Origin of the sequence: Micromonospora sp. NBC_01638 (assembly GCF_045209745.1) — a bacterium.
Taxonomy (GTDB): domain Bacteria; phylum Actinomycetota; class Actinomycetes; order Mycobacteriales; family Micromonosporaceae; genus Micromonospora.
Genome location: NZ_CP109273.1, coordinates 4,548,980 through 4,568,758, shown reverse-complemented (window position 1 = coordinate 4,568,758; position 19,779 = coordinate 4,548,980). Strand labels below are relative to the sequence as shown.

The following is a 19,779-nucleotide window of genomic DNA, read 5'->3' as shown; positions in this document are numbered from 1 at the left end:
GCTGAAGGCGCTAACCACCTCCGCTCACCGCTTGGTGGAACTTCTCGTCGCCGGTCACTGCTCCTCCTCCGTCGGCCAGTGGCCACGGCTCATCGGGATGCGGTGCCGGACCTGACAGGGAAGGTCCGCGCCACACCGGCAGGCCCATCGCCACCGACGCCACGACCAGACCGGCCGGTGTCGGCGGGCGAGTGTCAGGGCGGCAGCAACGAGGTATTCCTCGTACGAGACGCGCCGCATGCGCCCTCCCTCGTCGACAACGAGGACGGTTTGGCCGCCCCGGATGAGAGGGACGCGGCGACCGGGCGGTCCCGCACCGCCCGCCGCATCCCGTGACGAGGAAACTACGGACGATCCCGGGCGGAACAGGTAATGTTCGTACCCCTGGATCAGGAGACGAGGCCGACCTTCAGCGCCAGGTCACGGGCGTCATCCCGGGTGGCACGCGGCCCGTTTAGCAGGTCCAAGGTGATCTGCCGGGCGTAGCCGTTGAAGCGGATTGTCTCCGGCGCCGACTCGTACGCCCGCCGGAGAGTCGCCACGGCGGCTCCCTTGTCGGTCTTGCCGTAGTGAGCACGAGCGACCTCGATGAGATGGCGCGCGCGGCGCGGCCGCGACGGGATGGCCGCCGCCTCGTGGCGACGCGCCTGCCGCACCGCCTCGCCGGACTTCTGCAACTCCACGGCCACCGTCACCGCGTGAGCACCCATGACGACCTGGGAAAACGACGTCTGCGGCTGGTAGAACCCCGGCGGCAGACGCCGCGCGACCTCATCCGCGCGGTCCCAGTACCGCCAAGCGCGGCCCTCCTCACCGGCGCGGGCAGCGGTGTAGGCGGCCTCGAAGTGCAACGCACCCCAGAGGGCGAGAAGGTTCGCGTTCGCATCGCCAACTCGCGCCTCCAAGGCCGAGACGATGTCGCGCGTCACCGCCATGGCGGTGTCCCAGTCTCCGGCATCCCGATGCACCTGGCACAGGAACCACCCGGCACCGGCCAGCGCCTCGGGGTCACCGGACTCCTGCGCGGCCACCATCGCGCGGTCCGCGACGCGCCACAGCAGCTCTGCGGCCGGCTGGTAGGCGAGAAACATCTGCGTCAGCCCCAGCGTCTCCGCCAACAGAGCCTGCGCCTGCCGACGTTCGGCACCCTCGTACGTCAACGCGGCAGCCTGCGCGTCGCGCAGCAGATCCGGCAACAACCCGCTCAGCACCGTGCGATGGTCCGGCGCCTGGTGTCGCGCCCGCCACGCCCCCGAGAGTCGATCTCTCAGACGGCTCAACGGCTCGGGAGCCGCATCGCCGGACGGCGTAAACCGGTTCACGGCATCGCGGACGGAGGCCAGCGCCGGATGCTCCGGCCCGTTCACGGCGGCCGACCGGTCGCTCAGCTCCCCGACCAGCGAGGACACGTCCACCCTGAGCGCACGGGCGATCCGGTCCAGCATGTGTACGCGCGGCGGCAGAATGCGGTCCGTCTCCACCGCCTTCACCCACTCGGCGCTGCGCCCAACCAGCCCACCGAGCACGGCACGCGTCTTACCTGATCGCTCGCGGTAGACCTTGAGACGCTGCCCAAAGGTCAGCTCCGGCATGGGGTCCATCACGGACCTCCTCATCGCGCGGGATGCGTCACCGGCCCGATGGCCGCCGTCGGCTCCCACGCTACCTACCAGGGTGGCCCGGATGAAGCGGGCTCGCCCCCACTCCTGACACGGGACCGGCCGCAGCAATACATCGACGTACCGGCCGCTGCCCGAAGATCGACTCGGTTTCAAGGGATATCGCGGTGTCCGGGCCGCCCGGATGCCCGGATTTTCGGGAAACGGAGTGGATCACTGCTGCGCGTGCCGACGTCCGTCGCTAAGAGCATCGTGGCCTCGTTGAACAGGTCGTCGCCGCTTAGCACCCCGACCGCGCGGTCCCGGTCGAACTCCCCCGGTCCAGGTCCCCACCAGCAGGGCGGCGATGGCGGCGCTGCGCGCCAACGACGGCGGCGACGTCGACCTCGTACTCCTGAATTTTCGGCTGCCCGACCGGCGCGGCCTGGACGTCTGCCGGGCGCTGCGGGCGGCCGGGAGCAGCGTCGACGTGCTCGCCGTGACGTCCGCGCGGGACCTGGCTGTGGTGCGCACCGCGGTGTCCCTCGGTGTGACCCACTACCGGCTCAAGCCGTTCACGTTCGCCGCGTTCCGCGACAAGCTGGAGCGGTACGCCGACTACCGCGCGCAGGCGCTCGCCGACCTACGGCTCCCGGCGAGCAGAGGCAGACGGGCAGGGTCAGGCGATCTGGCGGAGGTCGTCGCCGTAGTCGAAGATGATCCGCATCCGGGCACCGAGCGCTCGTGCATATCGGCTCAGCGTCGCGACCTCGTTGGCCTCCAGATCACCATTCTCGATCTGGCTCACTCGACCAGGCGTGACACCCATCAGCTCGGCCACCTGCCGCTGGGTCAGGCCCAGCCGCTTCCGCTCTTCGGCAAGATGGAACGCGCTGATCCATGCCTCGGTGCGGGCACGTTCTGCGTCGAGCGCTTCATCGTCTCCGTCGTGCAGCTCAGCCCGGATGTCGTCCCAGTCATGGAAGTCGCTCATCAGCCATCCCTCCGTTTCCTTTCAAAGGCAAGCCAGCCCTCGTACGCAATCTCAGCGACCGGAATCGCTTTCTCGTACCATCGATTCCAATCCCCTGCCTTGTTGCCCGCCACCAACAGCACCGCCTGGGACCAGGGATCGAAGACGAACAGCACCCGAACGGCGACGTCCCTTCCAGATCTCGGTCGGAGTTCCTTGAGGTTGCTGATGCTCGAACCTCTGAGCGTGTCGACCAGGGGCCGCCCCAGGCCCGGACCGGTTTCGGCAAGCATGTCGATCGCTACGTTGACCGACCGGTAGGTCGCGGGGTCCGCCTGGCGCAGGGATCGCAACCAGTCACGGACATCCGTTGTCGTCCTGATCGCCCAGCGACGTGGCGGCTCATGAGACATACGGAAACTATAGCTCAAGCTATACATGACGTCCTCAGGCGAGCGGGTCTGATCCGATCCGTTGTTAGACTCGGCCGAGTTGGGTTAGCGGTATGACGAGGAGACCAGACATGGCGGGTGACGACGACATCTCCGGGTGATACCGGATGTTTCGGGCCACCGTTCGGCGCGCGTCCGCGCAGCCGTTGTGGCCATGCCGTCGTTCCACCCGGTCCCCCGTCTCGTCGGGCGGCTTCGTCGCGCCCACTCCACCCCTTGAGGTCACTCGCATGTCTGATGCGTTCATCGTCTGCTCGAACCTGTCCTTCTCCTGGCCCGACGACACCCCGGTCTTCGCGGAGCTGTCCTTCACCGTTCCCGGTGGTCGCACCGGCCTGGTCGCGCCCAACGGCGCCGGCAAGAGCACCCTGCTGCGGCTGATCGCCGGAGAGTTGCGGCCCAGCGGCGGCAGTGTCACCGTCGACGGCCTGCTCGGCTACCTTCCGCAGACGCTGCCGCTGGCCGGTGAGTTGACCGTGGCCGAGGTGCTGGGCGTCGCCGAGCGGATCGCGGCGCTGCACGCCATCGAGGCCGGTGACGCCAGCGAGGAGCACTTCGCCACCATCGGCGACGACTGGGACATCGAGGAGCGCACCCGCGCGGAGTTGGACCGGCTCGGCCTGGGTGAGCTGTCCCTCGACCGGCGGTTGCACACCCTCAGCGGTGGCCAGGTGGTCTCCCTCGGCCTGGCCGCGCAGCTGCTCCGACGCCCGGACGTGCTGCTGCTCGACGAGCCGACCAACAACCTGGACCTGGAAGCCCGGCACAAGCTCTACGACGTCCTGACCGAGTGGTCCGGGTGCCTTCTGCTGGTGAGCCACGACCGGGAGCTGCTGGACCGGATGGACCGCATCGCCGAGCTGGACCGGGGCGAGATCCGTTGGTACGGGGGCAACTTCACCGCGTACACCGAGGCGGTGCAGGCGGCGCGTGAGGTGGCCGAAAGCAACCTGCGCAACGCCGAACAGGACGTCAAGCGGGAGAAGCGGGAAATGCAGCAGGCCCGCGAGCGGGCTGACCGGCGGGCCAGCAACGCCTCCAAGAACCTGAAGAACGCCGGGCTGGCCCGGATCGTGGCGGGTGGGCTCAAGCGCAGCGCGCAGGAGTCGGCGGGCCGGGCGCAGGAGACGCACTCCAACCGCGTCGGTTCGGCCCAGGCCCGGCTCGACGAGGCCGGCCGGGCGGTACGCGAGGAGGACAAGATCACCGTCGACCTGCCGGACACCACCGTCCCGGGTGGACGGACGGTCTTCACCGGTACGGGGATGCGGGCCCGCTTCGACGACCGGGAGCTGTTCGGCGGTGACGGCGCCGACCTGGTGATCCGGGGGCCGGAGCGGATCGCGCTCACCGGGGCGAACGGCGTCGGCAAGTCGACCCTGCTGCGCCTCGTCAACGGTGACCTCGAACCGGCCGGCGGCGAGATCAAACGAGCCGACGGGCGGATCGCGTACCTGTCGCAGCGGCTGGACCTGCTGGACCTCGACCGCACGGTCGCGGAGAACTTCGCCGCGTACGCGCCGAGCCTGCCGGACGCCAGGCGGATGAACCTGCTGGCCCGTTTCCTGTTCCGGGGCTCGCGGGTGAACCTGCCGGTCGGGGTGCTCTCCGGCGGGGAGCGGCTGCGCGCCACCCTCGCCTGTGTGCTCTGCGCCGACCCGGCACCACAACTGCTGCTGCTCGACGAGCCGACCAACAACCTGGACCTGGTCAGCGTCGCCCAACTGGAGAGCGCGCTGACCGCGTACCAGGGGGCGTTTGTGGTGGTCAGCCACGACGAGCGGTTTCTCGCCGAGATCGGTGTGCAGCGCTGGCTGCGACTGGCCGACGGCCAGTTGCGCGAAATCGCGGCACCCGACCAGAGCTGACCCGGCTTCGCGGCCCGGCCAGGCAAACGTCGACCGGGCCGCTAGCGGATGTTGCTGGTGTGGCCCAGGGAGTAGCGACCGGGCTGAGGCCAAACGGTGAGGCCGTGCGGGCCCTTGCCGACCGGGATCCGGGCCAGCAGTTCGCCGGTCGAGGTGTCCAGCGCGTACACCTCGTCGGTGAAGCGCCCGGAGAGCCACAGCACCTTGCCGTCGGCGGACAGGCCGCCCATGTCGGGGCTGCCGTTCGGGATCCGCCAGGTCGCGGTGCGCTTCAGGTTCGCCAGGTCGAGCACGGTCACCGTGCCCTCCTCGCGGTTGGTGACGTACGCCTGCCGGGCGTCCCGGCTGAAGTAGATGCCGTGCGCACCCCTGCCGGTGGGGATGAACGCGGTCTGCCGGGTGGCCAGGCCATCGAAGACGTACACCCCGTTGGCGCGCATGTCGGCGACGAGGAAGTGCTGGCCGTCCGGAGTCAGCCGGGTGTCCTGCGGCATCCCGCCGGGCGTCCGGGTGAGGCGAAACTCGCGCACCTTGCGCAGGGAGGCAGTGTCCAGCACCAGCATCCGGTTGGCGAACTCGCAACTGAACAGCATCGTCCGGCCGTCGGCGGAGTAGTCCATGTGGTTGATGCCGCCGCACTCGGGAAACCGCACCGAGCGCACCCGCTGCCAGCTGGCCAGGTCGTAGAAGTCCAGTCGCTGGTACGCCTCGGCGACCACGATCGCCTGCTTGCCGTCGGGGGTGAAGTAGAGGTTGTAGACGTCCTCGAGGTTGCGGAACTCGCCCGGCTCACCGGTCCGGGCGTCGATCGGGATCAGGCCACCCCGGGGGATCTGACTGGACGCCACGTAGAGCGTCCGCAGGTCGTAGGAGGGGACGACGTGTTGGGGCTCCGGGCCGCCGGGGAACTTCCCCACCACCTGGTACGTCCCGGGGTCGATCAACCAGACATCGTTGCTCTTGGTGTTTGGCACGTACACCATCGAGCGGTCGCCGCGTACCGCCTCGGTCAGCTGGTCGGGGCCGGCGGCAGCGTAGACGTTGCCGGCCGCCGGATAGGCCGGCATTCCCGGTGCCAGCGGGCCGAAGGCGGTCGGTGCCGGCCCGGCCGCAGTCGCCCCGGCTGAGGTCGGCCCAGCCGCGGTCGACCCGGCATCGGCTTTGTCGGTGGGCCCCCGGTCGGTGCAGGACACGAGGCCGGCCACTAGTGCCAGGGCGGGGACCACGGCCCGCAGGCGACGACACGACACCTTATGACAATAAGGGACATTTTCCCCGATGTTGGTGATTCCCCACGGCCAACCAGGTCAGCTCACGTTGGCCGGGCCGAGGACGCTCTTCAGGTCACCCATCAGCGCGGTCGTCGCCGCCACTCGGAACGGGCCCAGCCGCAGGGTGGTGGTACGCCCGCCGTTCTGCAGTTTGACGTGCACCTCGGTGTCGCCGGGGTGCAGCACCAGGGTTTCCTTGAGCTTCTCCATCAGCGGTGGCGTGCACCGGTGCACCGGGATGGTGAGGGTGACCGGCTTGTTGGTGGCGCTGGTGCTGACGTCCGGCATGGACATGTCCATCGCCATGATCCTTGGGGTGTCGTCGCGGCGGTCGACCCGACCCTTGACCACGACGATGGCGTCCTCGGCGATGTACTGCCCGATCACCTCGTAGGTGTTGGGGAAGAACAGCGTCTCCACCCCACCGGCCAGGTCCTCCAGGGTGGCCGATGCCCAGGCGCGGCCCTGTTTGGTGACCCGGCGCTGCACCCCGGAGAGGATGCCGGCGAGGGTGACGACCGCCCCGTCGGGCACCGCGCCGTCCTCGGCCAGGGAGGCGATGGTGGTGTCGGCCGCCGCGCCGAGGATGTGCTCCAGACCGAACAGCGGGTGGTCGGAGACGTACAGGCCGAGCATCTCGCGCTCGAAGGCCAGCTTGTCGCGCTTGTCCCACTCGCTGCTCGCGATGACCGGCATCACCGTCGTGCTGCCGGTGTCGGCGTCGCCGAAGCCGGCACCGAAGAGGTCGTACTGGCCGACCGCCTCCTTACGCTTCACATCGGCGTACGCGTCGATGGCGTCGGCGTGCACCGCGAGCAGGCCCTTGCGGGGATGGTCCAGCGAGTCGAACGCGCCCGCCTTGATCAGCGATTCAATCGTCTTCTTGTTGCAGACCACCGCGTCCACCTTGGACAGGAAGTCGTAGAAGTCGGCGTAGTCGCCCTTCTCGTTTCGGCACCGCATGATCGAGGCGACCACGTTCGCACCGACGTTGCGCACCGCCGCCAGGCCGAAGCGAATGTCCGTGCCGACCGGGGTGAACGGCCCGGCGGAGGTGTTCACGTCCGGTGGCAGCACCTGGATGCGCATCCGGCGACACTCGGACAGATAGAGAGCCATCTTGTCCTTGTCGTCACCGACGGAGGTCAGCAGCCCGGCCATGTACTCGGCCGGGTAGTGCGCCTTCAGGTACGCGGTCCAGTAGGAGACCAGGCCGTACGCGGCGGAGTGCGCCTTGTTGAAGGCGTACCCGGCGAACGGCACCAGGACGTCCCAGACCGCCTGGATCGCCTCGTCGGAGTAGCCGCGCTCGCGGCAGCCGTCCCGGAACGGGATGAACTCCTTGTCGAGGATTTCCTTCTTCTTCTTACCCATCGCCCGGCGCAGCAGGTCCGCCTGACCGAGGGTGTAGCCGGCGAGGATCTGCGCGGCGCGCTGCACCTGCTCCTGATAGACGATCAGGCCGTGGGTGGGCGCCAGGATCTCCCGCAGCGGCTCCTCCAGCTCCGGGTGGATCGGCGTGATCTCCTGGAGGCCGTTCTTGCGCAGCGCGTAGTTGGTGTGCGAGTCGACGCCCATCGGGCCGGGCCGGTACAGGGCCAGGACGGCTGAGATGTCCTCGAAGTTGTCCGGCTTCATCAACCGCAGCAACGACCGCATCGGCCCACCGTCGAGCTGGAACACGCCCAGGGTGTCACCGCGGGCCAGCAGCTCGTACGCGGCCGGGTCGTCCAGCGGCAGGGCCAACAGGTCAAGCTTCTTGTCGTGGTTGAGCTCGATGTTCTTGACCGCGTCGTCGATGATCGTCAGGTTGCGCAGGCCGAGGAAGTCCATCTTCAGCAGCCCGAGCGACTCGCAGGTCGGGTAGTCGAACTGCGTGATGATCGCCCCGTCGGCGTCGCGGCGCGACAACGGGATGTGCTCGATGATCGGCTCGGCGGACATGATGACGCCGGCGGCGTGCACACCGGTCTGCCGAATCAGCCCCTCGATGCCCTTGGCGGTGTCGATCACCTTGCGGACGTCCGGGTCGGAGTCGTACAGGCCGCGGATCTCGCCGGCCTCGGCGTAGCGGGGGTGCTTGGTGTCGAAGATGCCGGTGAGCGGGATGTCCTTGCCCATCACGGCCGGCGGCATCGCCTTGGTGATCCGGTCGCCGACCGCGTACGGGAAACCGAGGACCCGGGCCGAGTCCTTGATCGCGGCCTTCGCCTTGATCGTGCCGAAGGTGGCGATCTGGGCGACCTTGTCCTCACCCCACTTGTCGGTGACGTACTTGATCACCTCACCGCGCCGGCGCTCGTCGAAGTCGATGTCGACATCCGGCATCGAGACCCGCTCGGGGTTGAGGAACCGCTCGAAGATCAGGCCGTGCTGGATCGGGTCCAGGTCGGTGATGCCCAGCGCGTACGCGACGAGGGAGCCGGCGGCCGAGCCACGGCCCGGACCCACCGCGATGCCCTGGTTCTTCGCCCACTGGATGAAGTCGGCAACCACGAGGAAGTACGACGGGAAGCCCATCTGGTTGATGACGCCCAGCTCGTATTCCGCCTGGACGACGTGCCCCTCCGGGATACCGCCCGGGTAGCGGCGGGCCAGGCCGACGAAGGTCTCCTTGCGGAACCAGGACTCCTCGGTCTCGCCCTCGGGCACCGGGAAGCGCGGCATCAGGTTGTGGAACTGGAACATGCCGGTCGGGTCGACCTTCTCGGCGACCAGCAGGGTGTTGCGGCAACCCTCCTGCCACAGCTCCGACGAGTCCACCGCGCGCATCTGGTCGGCGCTCTTGATGAAGTAGCCGCCGCCCTCGAACCGGAACCGGTTGGGGTCGTCGATGTTGCTGCCGGTCTGCACGCAGAGCAGCACGTCGTGGGCGGTGGCCTGCGCCTCGTGGGTGTAGTGCGAGTCGTTGGTGACCACCGGCGGAATGTCCAGCTTGCGGGCGATCTCGGTGAGCCCCTCGCGGACCCGGCTCTCGATGGAGAGGCCGTGATCCATGATCTCCAGGAAGTAGTTGTCCTTGCCGAAGATGTCCTGGTAGCTGGCGGCGACCTTGAGGGCCTCGTCGAACTGGCCCAGCCGCAGCCGGGTCTGCACCGCACCGGACGGGCAGCCGGTGGTGGCCATGATGCCCTCGGCGTGCTCGGCGATCAGCTCCATGTCCATCCGGGGCCACTTGACGTAGTGCCCCTCCATGGACGCGCGCGAGTTGAGGGTGAACAGGTTCTTCAGGCCCTGCGCGTTCTTCGCCCACATGGTCTTGTGGGTGATCGCGCCGTTACCGGAGATGTCGTCGCTCTTCTGCTCCGGCCGACCCCACTTGACCCGCGCCTTGTGATAGCGCGACTCCGGTGCCACGTACGCCTCGACGCCCAGGATCGGGGTGATCCCGGCGGCCATCGCCTGGTTGTAGAAGTCGTTCGCGCCGTGCATGTTGCCGTGGTCGGTGATCGCCACGGCGGACATGCCGAGCCGCTTGGCCTCGACGAACAGGTCCTTGAGGCGGGCCGCTCCGTCGAGCATCGAATACTCGGTGTGCACGTGCAGATGCGCGAACGAATCGGCCATGCGTGGCGCCCCCCGGCGGTGTGGATCTTGATGGTCGGAGCCGACCGGGACCTACCCTACCGAGGTGATCTCGGAGGCTCCACCGCCCGCGCCGACGGCCGTGGCCCTCGTCTCCTGATCGCCGGGCGATGCGCCTAGTCTCGGAGGATGGCGAGGTACTACGACGTGCACCCGGAGAACCCCCAGCCCCGGATCATCGGCCAGGTCGCCGACCTGATCCGCGGTGGTGGGCTGGTCGCCTACCCGACGGACTCCTGCTACGCGCTCGGCATCCAGCTGGGCAACCAGGACGGGCTGGACCGGATCCGCCAGATCCGCCACCTCGACGATCGGCACCACTTCACGCTGGCCTGCCGGGACTTCGCGCAGCTCGGCCAGTTCGTCCAGATCAGCAATGCGGTCTTCCGCCTGGTGAAGGCATCCACTCCGGGCAGCTACACCTTCATCCTGCCGGCCACCCGCGAGGTGCCACGCCGGATGCTGCACCCGAAAAAGCGCACCGTCGGCGTCCGCGTACCCCGGCACACCGTCACCCAGGCGCTGCTGGCCGAGCTGGGCGAGCCGCTGGTGTCGAGCACCCTGGTCCTGCCCGGCGACGACGAGCCGATGACCCAGGGCTGGGAGATCAAGGAACGACTCGACCACCAGCTCGACGCGGTGCTCGACGCCGGCGACTGCGGCAAGGAGCCGACGACCGTGATCGACCTGTCCGGGCCCGAGCCGGAGATCCTGCGCCAGGGTGCCGGGGACGTGTCGCGCTTCGAGTAGCGCGCCCGACGCGATCAGCGCGTCGACGCAGACGTCACCAATCAGTCACCGCTCCCGGTGCCCTCCTGGCGCCCGGGCCGCTGTCGCGCGCGCGAGGACGTCGCGCCCTTCACCGCGAACCTGCCGAGCAGACGCAATGTTATTGGCGTAGACAACGCTGTGTGTCACACAGTATGGTGTGACACATGGCTAGCGAGGACGTTCTACGGACGCACCTACAGGAGCTGCGTCGAGGCACCGTCGTGGTGGCCAGCCTGGTCGCGCTGCGCCGACCGGACTACGGCTACGCACTGCTGCAACGGCTCACCGACCACGGCTTCCCGGTCGACGCCAACACGCTCTACCCGTTGCTGCGCCGCCTGGAGGACCAGGGCCTGCTGACCAGCGAGTGGAACACCGAGGAGAGCCGGCCGCGCAAGTTCTACCGGACCAGCGACGAGGGCGAGTCGATGCTGAGCCGACTCCTCGACGACCTCGCAGCCGTGCAGACCTCCATCACCGGGCTGATTCAAGGAGAAGACCGATGAACACCCTGACCGACCGCTACCTCGCCGCCACCTTGCGCTCGGTGCCCGCTCCGCGCCGCGACGAGATCGCCACCGAACTGCGCGCCTCCATCGACGACATGATCGAAGGCCGCACCAGCGGCGGCCAGGACCCGACCACGGCCGAGCGGGAGGTGCTCACCGAGCTGGGCAACCCCGACCAACTGGCCGCCCGGTACGCCGACCGCCGGTTGCAGCTCATCGGCCCGACCTACTACCTGGTCTGGTTGCGACTGCTGAAGCTGCTGCTCAGCTTCGTCCCGGCGCTCGTCGGGACGGTGGTCGCCATCGTCGACGCCGCCGACGGCAAGGGCTTCGGAGCCATCGGGACCGGCATCACCACGGCCCTGCAGGTGGCCGTGCAGATCGCATTCTGGCTCACCGTGACCTTCGCCGTCATCGAGCGGTTCCAACCGGCGGGGGGCCTGCCGGGCTGGACGGTCGACCAACTGCCCGACGCACCAGTACGCCGGGGCATCCCCCTCGCCGACACCGTCGCGTCGGTGATCATGCTGGTGCTGACCATCGCGTACCTGACCATCCAGCACTACCGGTCCTGGGTGAACGGCACCGACGGCGAGAACATTCCGATCCTCGACCCGGCTCTGTGGTCGTTCTGGCTGCCGGCGCTGATCGGGGTGCTCGTCGCCAGCGTGATCTTCGAGGTCGTCAAGTACCGGATCGGGCGCTGGACCTGGACCCTGTTCGGCATCAAGGTGCTGCTCAACCTGGCGTTCGCGGTGCCGCTGGTGGGGTTGGCACTCTCCGACCGACTGCTCAACCCGGCCCTGACCGAGCGCCTGAGCTGGCTGGCGGAGGTGGACAACCGCAACGTCCTCGGGGCGGTCATCGCGGTGGGTACGGCCATCGTCGTCGTCTGGGACGTGATCGACACCGCCCTGAAGACGCGCCGTCAGACGGCGTGAGCGACACCCCCGCACGGCGGCCCGGCGCGTACCCCGCGCCGGGCCGCCTCCCGTGGGCGCAAGTAGGCCGTCGCCTGCTTGTCCGGTTAGCGGACGCGGCGGCTGGCGTGGCATCGTTCGCTGATGAGCGTGACACAGCGTGACGGGTGGCGCCGCCCGGGTCCGACACCGGAGCAGCGCCGGATCGACCTCTGGATCGGGCTGGTGGTGACCCTGCTGGCACTGGTCAGCCTCACCCTGGCCCGCAGCACCGGGGCGTTCCTGCTGGGCCCGCCGCCGTCCGGGCCGGAGCAGCTGTTCTGGACGGTCGCGGTGACCCTGCCGCTGGTCTGGCGGCGGCGCTGGCCGGCCGCCACCCTGCTGATCGTCTCAGCGGCGTTCATCGGGGCGCAGGTGCGGTCGGCCCCGGAGACCCAGCTATCCTCGTGGGCGCTGTTCAGCGCCCTCTACACCGTCGGCGCCTGGGGGCAGGATCATCAGTTGGCCCGCCGGCTGCGGATCGGTGTGATCGCCACGATGTTCGCCTGGGTGGGCGTCTACTACGCGGTCAGCATCGAGCACATCCCGCGCGGCACCTTCGCCGACGCGGTCGGGCCGGTGCCGCCGGTGCTCGCTGCGATGGTCACCGGCGTCCTGATCAACGGCTTGTACTTCGGCTTCGCGTACTTCTTCGGGGAGACCTCCTGGGTGGCCGCGCGGCGCGAACACGAGCTGCGGGCCCAGGCCGAGGAGCTGCGGCGGTCGCAGGTCGAGGCCCGCGAGCGGGCGGTGCTCGGCGAACGGGTCCGCATCGCCCGCGAGCTGCACGACGTGGTCGCCCACCACGTGTCGGTGATGGGCGTGCAGGCGTCCGCCTGCCGCCGGGTGTTCGACCGCGACCCGGGCAAGGCCCGCACGGCCCTCACCGCCATCGAGCAGAGCGCCCGCACCGCCGTCGACGAGCTGCGCCGGATGCTCGGGGTGCTGCGGACCTCCGCCGGGGCCGACGCCGAGCCGCCAGCGGCCGGCGGCGTCGAACGGATCAACGAGCTGGTCGAGCGGGCCCGGGCCGCGGGACTGACGGCTACCCTGGGGGTGTACGGCGACCCGGTCGCCTTGCCCGAATCGGTCTCCCAGGCGGCCTACCGGGTGACGCAGGAAGCGGTGACCAACACGCTGAAGCACGCCGGGGCGGATCTGCTGGACGTGCGGGTCCGGTACCTGGCCCGTGAGGTGGAGGTCGACGTGACCGACGACGGCCGGGCCGGTGGCCAGGCCGACGCCGTCGGGCTGGGTCTGATCGGGATGCGCGAACGGGTCACCGCGCACGACGGCGAGCTGGAGGCCGGGCCGCGTGCCGGCGGCGGTTGGCGGGTACGCGCGCGCTTCCCGCTCGCGGCGTCGCCGAACCCTCCGGTCGGCGCGCAGCGTCAACCGGGTGACGGACAACAGGTGGTAGCCGGCGCGGAGCGCTCGGCATGAGCGCCACACCAGCCCACGACGCACCGGGCGAGGCTCAGCGGGTCCGGGTGCTGCTCGCCGACGACCAGCACCTCGTCCGCACCGGCTTCCGGGTCATCCTCGAGGTGGAGGACGACATCGAGGTGGTCGGCGAAGCCGCCGACGGCGCACGCGCCGTGGCCATGACCCGCGCCACCCGCCCCGACGTCGTACTCATGGACGTGGAGATGCCCGGGATGGATGGTCTGGAGGCCACCCGGCAGATCACCGCCGACGGGCCCGGTGCGCCCGCGGTGCTGATCCTCACGACGTTCGACCGCGACGACTACCTGTTCGCCGCGCTGCGGGCCGGGGCGAGCGGTTTCCTGCTCAAGAACGGCACGCCCGAGGAGCTGATCGAGGCGATCCGGGTGCTGGCCAGGGGCGACGGTCTGCTCGCGCCGGAGATCACCCGCCGAGTGATCTCCACGTTCGCCCGACCCGGTGACCCGACGGGCACCGCCCACCGCAGGCCGGACGCCGACGCCGCGCTGGGTGAGCTGACCCCGCGTGAACGGGAGGTGCTGGTGCTGCTGGCCAGCGGTTCGAGCAACGCGGAGATCGCCGCGACCATCCACCTGGGCGAGGCGACGGTGAAGACGCACGTGAGCCGGGTGCTGGCCAAACTCGGCCTGCGCGATCGGGTGCAGGCGGTGGTGTTCGCGTACGAGAACGGGGTGGTCCGACCCGGCGGGTGACCGGCGTCCGTCGCGAGGTGGACCCACCCGCTCAACCGCCGGGCGGACGGCGGGGCACCGTGTTCGATCTAGCGTGGGCGTGTGACCAAAACGCTTCGACTCGACGGCGTCGACCGCAGTTTCGGCGACCGGCAGGTGCTCAACAACGTGTCCTTCGAGGTGGCCGCCGGCCGGATGACCGGCTTCGTGGGCGCCAACGGCGCCGGCAAGACCACCACCATGCGGATCATCCTGGGTGTGCTCGCCCCCGACGCCGGCGAGGTGAGCTGGGGCGGCACGACGCTGACCCGGCAGGACCGCCGGCGCTTCGGCTACATGCCGGAGGAGCGGGGCCTCTACCCCAAGATGACCACCCGGGAGCAGGTGACCTACCTGGGCCGGCTGCACGGCCTGGACGCCCCCGCGGCCCGGCGTGCCACCGACACGCTGCTGGAACGGGTCGGGCTCGGCGAACGCGGCGACGACCTGCTGGAGACGCTGTCGCTGGGCAACCAGCAACGCGCCCAGATCGCAGCGGCGCTGGTGCACGACCCCGAGGTGCTGGTGCTCGACGAGCCGTTCTCCGGCCTCGACCCGCTGGCCGTGGACACCGTCGTCACCGTGCTGCGGGAACGGGCCTCGGCCGGAGCACCGGTGCTCTTCTCCAGTCACCAGCTCGACGTCGTGGAGCGCCTCTGCGACGACCTGGTGATCATTGGCGACGGGGTGATCCGGGCCGCCGGCAGCAGGCAGCAGCTGCGCGACTCGTACACCGTGCCCCGCTACGAGCTGGTGGTGGCGAGCGACGCCGGCTGGGTGCGCGACCACCCCGGGGTGACCCTGGTCGAGCTGGACGGCGCGCGAGTGGTCTTCGACCTGCCGGCCGACGCCGACGAACAGCCCGTGCTGCAGGCGGCCCTGGCCCGTGGCCCGGTCCGCGCCTTCCGCCCGGTCCGCCCCTCGCTCACCGAGATCTTCCGAGAGGTCACCCAGTGAACATCACCCAGGCCACCCGGCTGGTTGCCGAACGTGAGATCCGGGTCAAGCTCCGCGACCGTACCTTTCTGTTCGGCACGCTCTTCTTCCTGCTGATCGCCGCGGCAGGCACCATCCTGCCGCCGCTGCTCTCCGGCGGGCCGTCCACCGTCGCCGTGACCGAGAGCGCGGCCGGTCCGCTGCGCGCGGCCGGCCTGGAGGTCCGGGTGGTCCCCGACGACCGGGCCGCCGAGCGGGCCGTCCGCGACGACGACGTGGACGCCGCGGTAGTCGCCGGGCCAGCCGTCCTGGCCATGGAGGAGGCCCCCGACGACGTGGTGAAGGCGCTGAGCAGCCAGCCGACCGTACGCCTGCTCGATCCGGACGCGGTCGACCCGGTGGTGGCGTTCCTGGTGCCGTTCGTCTTCGCGTTCGTCTTCTTCCTCACCTCGCAGACGTTCGGTGTGCAGATCGCGCAGAGCGTCATCGAGGAGAAGCAGACCCGCATCGTGGAGATTCTGGTCGCCGCCGTGCCGGTCCGAGCGCTGCTGGCCGGCAAGGTGGTGGCCGGCGGCATCCTGGCGTTCGCACAGATCGCGCTGATCGCGGTGGTGGCGGTGATCGGCATGCAGATCGGCGACAGTGGCGGCCTGCTCACCCTGCTCGCCCCGGCGATCGGCTGGTTCGCGCCGTTCTTCCTGCTCGGTTTCGTGCTGCTCGCGGCGATGTGGGCGGCGGCCGGCGCCCTGGCCAACCGGCAGGAGGACATCGCTGCCGTATCGACCCCGGTGCAGCTCGCCGTCATGCTGCCGTTCTTCGCGGTGATCTTCCTGAACGACAACGACACCGCGATGCGGGTGTTGTCCTACCTGCCGTTCTCGTCGCCCACGGCCATGCCGCTGCGGCTGTTCACCGGTGACGCGGCCGCCTGGGAGCCGTTCGTCTCGCTGGCCATCCTGCTGCTCGCCGCCGGTGCGTTCGTGGTCGCCGGGTCCCGGGTGTACGAGGGGTCGCTGCTACGCACCAACGGCCGGACCTCCCTGCGCACCGCCTGGCGGGAGCGGGAGACGATCGGCTGAGTCGACGGTTCGCCCGCGCGGGCGTCGGTGTCCTGATCGGACGCCGACGCCCGCTGCCGTCCACCGCCTGTACGGCACCGGTCCGAACGCTGTTCGGCGGCTGCGAACAGGGCGAACGCCCCTACGGTGAGAGTCCATCCCCACCACGGCAATGACCTGCTCGTCGCTGGTCCCGAACCGGAAGGCTCTCGATGACCGCACCGCGACGGCGTGCCGTAAACACGAGCTTTCTCGACCTACGTGCCCGCGTCGGCCGATTGAACGGGGGGATGCTCCCCGCCGGGTCCACGGACCGGACGGGGAGCATCACCTGTCACGGCGACGGAACGCAGTGCCAGTGGCCGAAGCCGCCGGTACGCGACCAGACGTCCCGCGCCGCCTGGATGTTCCACACCGGGTCCAGCGCGGTCCGGCGGTCGACGCCGAACCGGGACAACTCCATGTCGCTGAACTGGAACAGCCCCCAGCGCCGCGACCCGTCCGCGACGACCTCCACCCGGTACGGGTCCAGCCCGGACAGGCACCGCGCCACCTGCACCGCCCCGGCCGGATCCTCCGGGAACATCCCGCGCAGGTACTTGCCGATCCGGTCCTCCGGCCAGGTGGTCGGCACCCTCGGATCGCCCGACAGCGCATCGAGGACCCGCGCGTCCGCAGTGCCGCTGACCGGCAGGCCACCGAGCGCCTGGAAGGCGATCAATCGGCTGGTGGTGTCCTGGCCGAACCAGCCGTCCACCGGCACACCGAGTCCGCCCGCCACCAACCGCTCCTGAAGGTCCAGCACACATGGGCCGTACATGCCTTGGCGCAGGACCAGCGGGCAGCCGTCGGTCGGCGAGCCGTCCACTGTGGGGGCGGCGCGCGGTAGCAGCGTCCCGGCCACGCCGACCGTCAGCACGCCGAGCAGCGCGAGCGCCGCCAGCCGAAGGCGACGACGCGCCGACCGGGGCACGTCGGGTCGCGACAGCTCCGGCGGAACCGGGCCGACCGCTGGGGCCGGGTCGACAGGCGGGGCTGGGTCGGCGGACGGGGGCGGGTCGACAGGCGGGGGCGGGTCGGCGGCGGGTGCCGTGGCGGTCCGCGTCCCCTGAGTCTCCCATCGGTCCCGCTCGCTGAGGCGGGCCTCAATGTCACGCCGCATCCCCAACCACCGCTCGACCTCACCTGCCGTCGTACCGCAGGCCGCCAGCAACGCCACGACGGTGCGTTCCCGGGGCAGGGTGCTCCGCCCCAGCATGCTGGCGAGAGTGCTCGGCGGCAGCCAGTGTCCGGTCGCCGAGGCCCGGCGGGAGATTTCCCGGTAGGTCAGGCCGGAGCACCGACGCGCGTCCCGGAGCAGCGCGACGTACTCCCCCGCCGTGGCCGCCTGCGGCACCGGATCCCGGGCAGCGTCATCCATCAAATCTCCCAGGTCGTTGATGTCGTCAGGCCCGGACCGGTGCCGGTCCGAGCCCGTCGGCCGTAACCGTCAGCGGCGTGGCCATCGAGAAATGACGCTAGATAAGCCGGTGGGCGAGAACAATGCCCTGGCCGCTGCGGTGGAATATCCACGCAGCTCCGGGCCGTCTGTCCGGGTCTTGTCCGACCATCTCGGACAGTCGCTTGGCGCCAGCTTGCCCCGCGCCCCCGGGGTATGCAGAATCTGGCGATGACCTTGGGGGAGCTACGACCGGACGAGGCGGCCGAGCCGGCCGAGTTCGTCGACATGCTGCGCCAGCTCAAGGACCGGTCGCGGCTCACATACCGCCAACTGGAGCAACGCGCGGCGGCGGCCGGTGACGTGCTGGCCCGTAGCACCGCCGCCGACGTCGTCCGCCGGTCCACCCTGCCGCGACCCGAGGTGGTGGCCGCGTTCGTCCGGGCCTGCGGGGCGGAGGATCAGGTCGAGGCATGGTTGCGGGCGCGGCACCGTCTCGCGGCGGGTCCGTACGCGTCGATGTCGTCCGCGCCGGGCGACGCGCCGGCCGGCGGCACCGCGCCGGACCACCAGCCGGCCGAGAACACCGCGCCGAGCCTGGCGCCGGTGGCGGGGCGCTCGACCGCAGCCCGGCCGCGCTGGTTCGCGCGACCCGCGCCGCTGGCACTGCTCGTCGTCGGCGCCCTGCTGGCCGCGCTCGGCGTGGGCGTCTGGATGCAGCGACCCGACGACGAGCAGCGAGCGGCCCAACTCACCGGCCCGACCGCAGCGACAGGTGTCGGGCCCTCGACCACGCCGGCCGGCAGCGCCAACCCGTCGATCGGCCCGCGCGCACGCCTGAGTCAGATCCGCCTCGCCCGCAGCCCGCAACTCTGTGTCACTGAAGGGCGTGACCGCACCGGCCAGTACCCGACGGAGATCGCGGTCCAGCGTCCCTGCGCGGACGCCACCCCACCGGACACCTACCTGGAGCCGGCGGCCGACGGGCTGTACTTCATCAAGTGGCACCACCCGGTGCACGGAACGGGCTGCCTCACAATCCGCGGGGACGATCCCGGCCGGAATCTGCTCGAACCCGTCACCGGCTGCCTCAAGACCAACTGGTCCCAGCTGTTCCGCTTCGAGCCGACCGGATCCGCGCCGGCCTCGTACCGCATCCGGCCGGCCCGCACGGACCTGTGTGTCGGTCTCCGCGACGATGACATCGAGGTGTCGGCCGAGGCGTTTGTCGAGCCGTGCACCAACGGCGCGGACCAGGTGTTCCTTGTCGACGAACTGCCGGGGCGCTGACGGCTCCTCGGCGGGCGGCCACCACTTCGCACACCTCCTCGATCGACTCCGTTTCACGGAAATCGCGGCATCCCCACGCGTGGAACACCCGACATCAGCGAAACCGAGTCGATCAAGCGGGCCACTGGCCCTCAGGCGTCGACTGCCGCCAGCACGTCATCGGAGACGTCGAAGTTGGCGTAGACGTTCTGCACGTCGTCGCAGTCCTCGAGGACGTCGATCAGCTTGAAGATCTTGCGAGCACCCTCTTCGTCCAGCGGGATGTTCATGCTGGGGATGAGGGAGGACTCGGCCGACTCATACTCGATGCCCGCGTCCTGCAACGCCGTGCGCACCGGGATCAGGTCGGTTGGCTCGGAGACCACCTCGTACGCCTCACCGAGATCGTTGACCTCCTCGGCACCGGCGTCGAGGACAGCCAGCATCACGTCGTCCTCGCTGGTGCCCTCCTTGGGCACGATCACCACGCCCTTGCGGGAAAACATGTACGACACCGAGCCGGCGTCGGCGAGCGAGCCGCCGTTGCGGGTCAGCGCGGTACGCACCTCGGTCGCCGCCCGATTGCGGTTGTCGGTGAGGCACTCGATGAGCATGGCCACGCCGTTCGGGCCGTACCCCTCGTACATGATCGTCTGCCAGTCGGCGCCGCCGGCTTCCAGGCCCGAGCCGCGCTTGACGGCGCGGTCGATGTTGTCGTTCGGCACCGAACTCTTCTTCGCCTTCTGGATGGCGTCGAAGAGCGTCGGGTTACCAGAGGGGTCACCGCCGCCGGTCCGCGCGGCCACCTCGACATTCTTGATCAGCTTGGCGAACATCTTGCCGCGCTTGGCGTCGATGACGGCCTTCTTGTGCTTGGTCGTCGCCCACTTTGAGTGGCCGGACATCTTCTACCTC

General features: G+C 69.9%; 17 protein-coding genes and 1 pseudogene. 10 read left to right on the top strand and 8 right to left on the bottom strand.

The window, feature by feature from the left end:
• Window positions 1-54: 54 nt before the first annotated feature.
• Both OG811_RS21585 and OG811_RS21580 read right to left on the bottom strand, forming a co-directional pair.
• Entirely contained in the window at window positions 55-240 is a 186-nt protein-coding gene (locus OG811_RS21585; RefSeq protein ID WP_406068235.1) for a hypothetical protein, read from the bottom strand.
• 149 nt (window positions 241-389) lie between these two features.
• Window positions 390-1,601, bottom strand: a complete 1,212-nt coding sequence (locus tag OG811_RS21580; protein ID WP_406068234.1) for a helix-turn-helix domain-containing protein — start codon at window positions 1,599-1,601, stop codon at window positions 390-392.
• Between the two features lie 364 nt (window positions 1,602-1,965).
• On the opposite strand from OG811_RS21580, the pseudogene OG811_RS21575 reads away from it, so the two are divergent.
• Window positions 1,966-2,142: pseudogene (locus tag OG811_RS21575) on the top strand (response regulator); the annotation flags it as partial.
• Window positions 2,143-2,277: 135 nt separating this feature from the next.
• Here the strand turns inward: OG811_RS21575 and OG811_RS21570 are convergent.
• Both OG811_RS21570 and OG811_RS21565 read right to left on the bottom strand, forming a co-directional pair.
• Window positions 2,278-2,592 (bottom strand): helix-turn-helix domain-containing protein, encoded by a 315-nt coding sequence (locus tag OG811_RS21570; protein WP_406068232.1) that lies wholly within the window; start codon window positions 2,590-2,592, stop codon window positions 2,278-2,280.
• Complete coding sequence (locus OG811_RS21565) at window positions 2,592-2,984, bottom strand: type II toxin-antitoxin system RelE/ParE family toxin (protein WP_406068230.1); 393 nt, start codon at window positions 2,982-2,984, stop codon at window positions 2,592-2,594. Before OG811_RS21565 ends, OG811_RS21570 begins: the two co-directional genes overlap by 1 nt.
• 269 nt (window positions 2,985-3,253) lie before the next feature.
• Between OG811_RS21565 and abc-f the strand changes: the two genes are divergently transcribed.
• On the top strand, window positions 3,254-4,891 hold the full coding sequence (gene abc-f / locus OG811_RS21560) for a ribosomal protection-like ABC-F family protein (protein WP_406068228.1): 1,638 nt from the start codon (window positions 3,254-3,256) through the stop codon (window positions 4,889-4,891).
• A 41-nt stretch (window positions 4,892-4,932) separates the two neighbouring features.
• On the opposite strand, the gene OG811_RS21555 is transcribed toward abc-f, so the two are convergent.
• Window positions 4,933-6,141: a beta-propeller fold lactonase family protein gene (locus tag OG811_RS21555; protein WP_406068227.1), complete on the bottom strand. Its 1,209-nt coding sequence runs from the start codon at window positions 6,139-6,141 to the stop codon at window positions 4,933-4,935.
• A gap of 57 nt (window positions 6,142-6,198) precedes the next feature.
• Window positions 6,199-9,729: a DNA polymerase III subunit alpha gene (gene dnaE, locus OG811_RS21550; protein WP_406068225.1), complete on the bottom strand. Its 3,531-nt coding sequence runs from the start codon at window positions 9,727-9,729 to the stop codon at window positions 6,199-6,201.
• A 147-nt stretch (window positions 9,730-9,876) separates the two neighbouring features.
• Between dnaE and OG811_RS21545 the strand changes: the two genes are divergently transcribed.
• The 7 genes from OG811_RS21545 to OG811_RS21515 all read left to right on the top strand — a co-directional run bounded on the left by OG811_RS21545 (window position 9,877) and on the right by OG811_RS21515 (window position 16,178).
• A complete protein-coding gene (locus tag OG811_RS21545; RefSeq protein WP_406068224.1) occupies window positions 9,877-10,497 on the top strand; it encodes an L-threonylcarbamoyladenylate synthase in 621 nt (206 codons plus the stop codon).
• A gap of 185 nt (window positions 10,498-10,682) precedes the next feature.
• Entirely contained in the window at window positions 10,683-11,024 is a 342-nt protein-coding gene (locus tag OG811_RS21540; RefSeq protein ID WP_406068222.1) for a PadR family transcriptional regulator, read from the top strand.
• Complete coding sequence (locus OG811_RS21535; protein WP_406068220.1) at window positions 11,021-11,968, top strand: permease prefix domain 1-containing protein; 948 nt, start codon at window positions 11,021-11,023, stop codon at window positions 11,966-11,968. The genes OG811_RS21540 and OG811_RS21535 overlap by 4 nt, the downstream gene beginning before the upstream one ends.
• A 123-nt stretch (window positions 11,969-12,091) precedes the next feature.
• Window positions 12,092-13,429: a sensor histidine kinase gene (locus OG811_RS21530; RefSeq protein WP_406068219.1), complete on the top strand. Its 1,338-nt coding sequence runs from the start codon at window positions 12,092-12,094 to the stop codon at window positions 13,427-13,429.
• The gene (locus OG811_RS21525) at window positions 13,426-14,145 is read left to right on the top strand and encodes a response regulator (protein WP_406068217.1); all 720 of its coding nucleotides are present in this window, start codon (window positions 13,426-13,428) and stop codon (window positions 14,143-14,145) included. The genes OG811_RS21530 and OG811_RS21525 overlap by 4 nt, the downstream gene beginning before the upstream one ends.
• A gap of 81 nt (window positions 14,146-14,226) precedes the next feature.
• Window positions 14,227-15,120 carry an ABC transporter ATP-binding protein gene (locus OG811_RS21520; RefSeq protein WP_406068215.1) on the top strand — a complete coding sequence of 298 codons (894 nt, stop codon included), beginning with the start codon at window positions 14,227-14,229 and terminating at the stop codon, window positions 15,118-15,120.
• Entirely contained in the window at window positions 15,117-16,178 is a 1,062-nt protein-coding gene (locus OG811_RS21515) for an ABC transporter permease (RefSeq protein WP_406068214.1), read from the top strand. The genes OG811_RS21520 and OG811_RS21515 overlap by 4 nt, the downstream gene beginning before the upstream one ends.
• A 313-nt stretch (window positions 16,179-16,491) precedes the next feature.
• On the opposite strand, the gene OG811_RS21510 is transcribed toward OG811_RS21515, so the two are convergent.
• Window positions 16,492-17,577, bottom strand: coding sequence for a peptidoglycan-binding protein (locus OG811_RS21510; protein ID WP_406068213.1), 1,086 nt, complete (start codon window positions 17,575-17,577; stop codon window positions 16,492-16,494).
• Between the two features lie 249 nt (window positions 17,578-17,826).
• Between OG811_RS21510 and OG811_RS21505 the strand changes: the two genes are divergently transcribed.
• Window positions 17,827-18,885: a helix-turn-helix domain-containing protein gene (locus tag OG811_RS21505; RefSeq protein WP_406068211.1), complete on the top strand. Its 1,059-nt coding sequence runs from the start codon at window positions 17,827-17,829 to the stop codon at window positions 18,883-18,885.
• A gap of 131 nt (window positions 18,886-19,016) precedes the next feature.
• Here OG811_RS21505 and OG811_RS21500 read toward each other — a convergent pair whose 3' ends face one another.
• Entirely contained in the window at window positions 19,017-19,769 is a 753-nt protein-coding gene (locus OG811_RS21500; protein WP_406068209.1) for a YebC/PmpR family DNA-binding transcriptional regulator, read from the bottom strand.
• Between the last annotated feature and the right edge of the window lie 10 nt (window positions 19,770-19,779).

Bases quoted from the DNA above. Each gene is read 5' to 3' on its own strand.
- OG811_RS21585 (WP_406068235.1), bottom strand. From the start codon at position 240: ATGCGGCGCGTCTCGTACGAGGAATACCTCGTTGCTGCCGCCCTGACA.
- OG811_RS21580 (WP_406068234.1), bottom strand. From the start codon at position 1,601: ATGGACCCCATGCCGGAGCTGACCTTTGGGCAGCGTCTCAAGGTCTAC.
- OG811_RS21570 (WP_406068232.1), bottom strand. From the start codon at position 2,592: ATGAGCGACTTCCATGACTGGGACGACATCCGGGCTGAGCTGCACGAC.
- OG811_RS21565 (WP_406068230.1), bottom strand. From the start codon at position 2,984: ATGTCTCATGAGCCGCCACGTCGCTGGGCGATCAGGACGACAACGGAT.
- abc-f (WP_406068228.1), top strand. From the start codon at position 3,254: ATGTCTGATGCGTTCATCGTCTGCTCGAACCTGTCCTTCTCCTGGCCC.
- dnaE (WP_406068225.1), bottom strand. From the start codon at position 9,729: ATGGCCGATTCGTTCGCGCATCTGCACGTGCACACCGAGTATTCGATG.
- OG811_RS21545 (WP_406068224.1), top strand. From the start codon at position 9,877: ATGGCGAGGTACTACGACGTGCACCCGGAGAACCCCCAGCCCCGGATC.
- OG811_RS21540 (WP_406068222.1), top strand. From the start codon at position 10,683: ATGGCTAGCGAGGACGTTCTACGGACGCACCTACAGGAGCTGCGTCGA.
- OG811_RS21535 (WP_406068220.1), top strand. From the start codon at position 11,021: ATGAACACCCTGACCGACCGCTACCTCGCCGCCACCTTGCGCTCGGTG.
- OG811_RS21530 (WP_406068219.1), top strand. From the start codon at position 12,092: ATGAGCGTGACACAGCGTGACGGGTGGCGCCGCCCGGGTCCGACACCG.
- OG811_RS21525 (WP_406068217.1), top strand. From the start codon at position 13,426: ATGAGCGCCACACCAGCCCACGACGCACCGGGCGAGGCTCAGCGGGTC.
- OG811_RS21510 (WP_406068213.1), bottom strand. From the start codon at position 17,577: ATGGATGACGCTGCCCGGGATCCGGTGCCGCAGGCGGCCACGGCGGGG.
- OG811_RS21505 (WP_406068211.1), top strand. From the start codon at position 17,827: ATGACCTTGGGGGAGCTACGACCGGACGAGGCGGCCGAGCCGGCCGAG.
- OG811_RS21500 (WP_406068209.1), bottom strand. From the start codon at position 19,769: ATGTCCGGCCACTCAAAGTGGGCGACGACCAAGCACAAGAAGGCCGTC.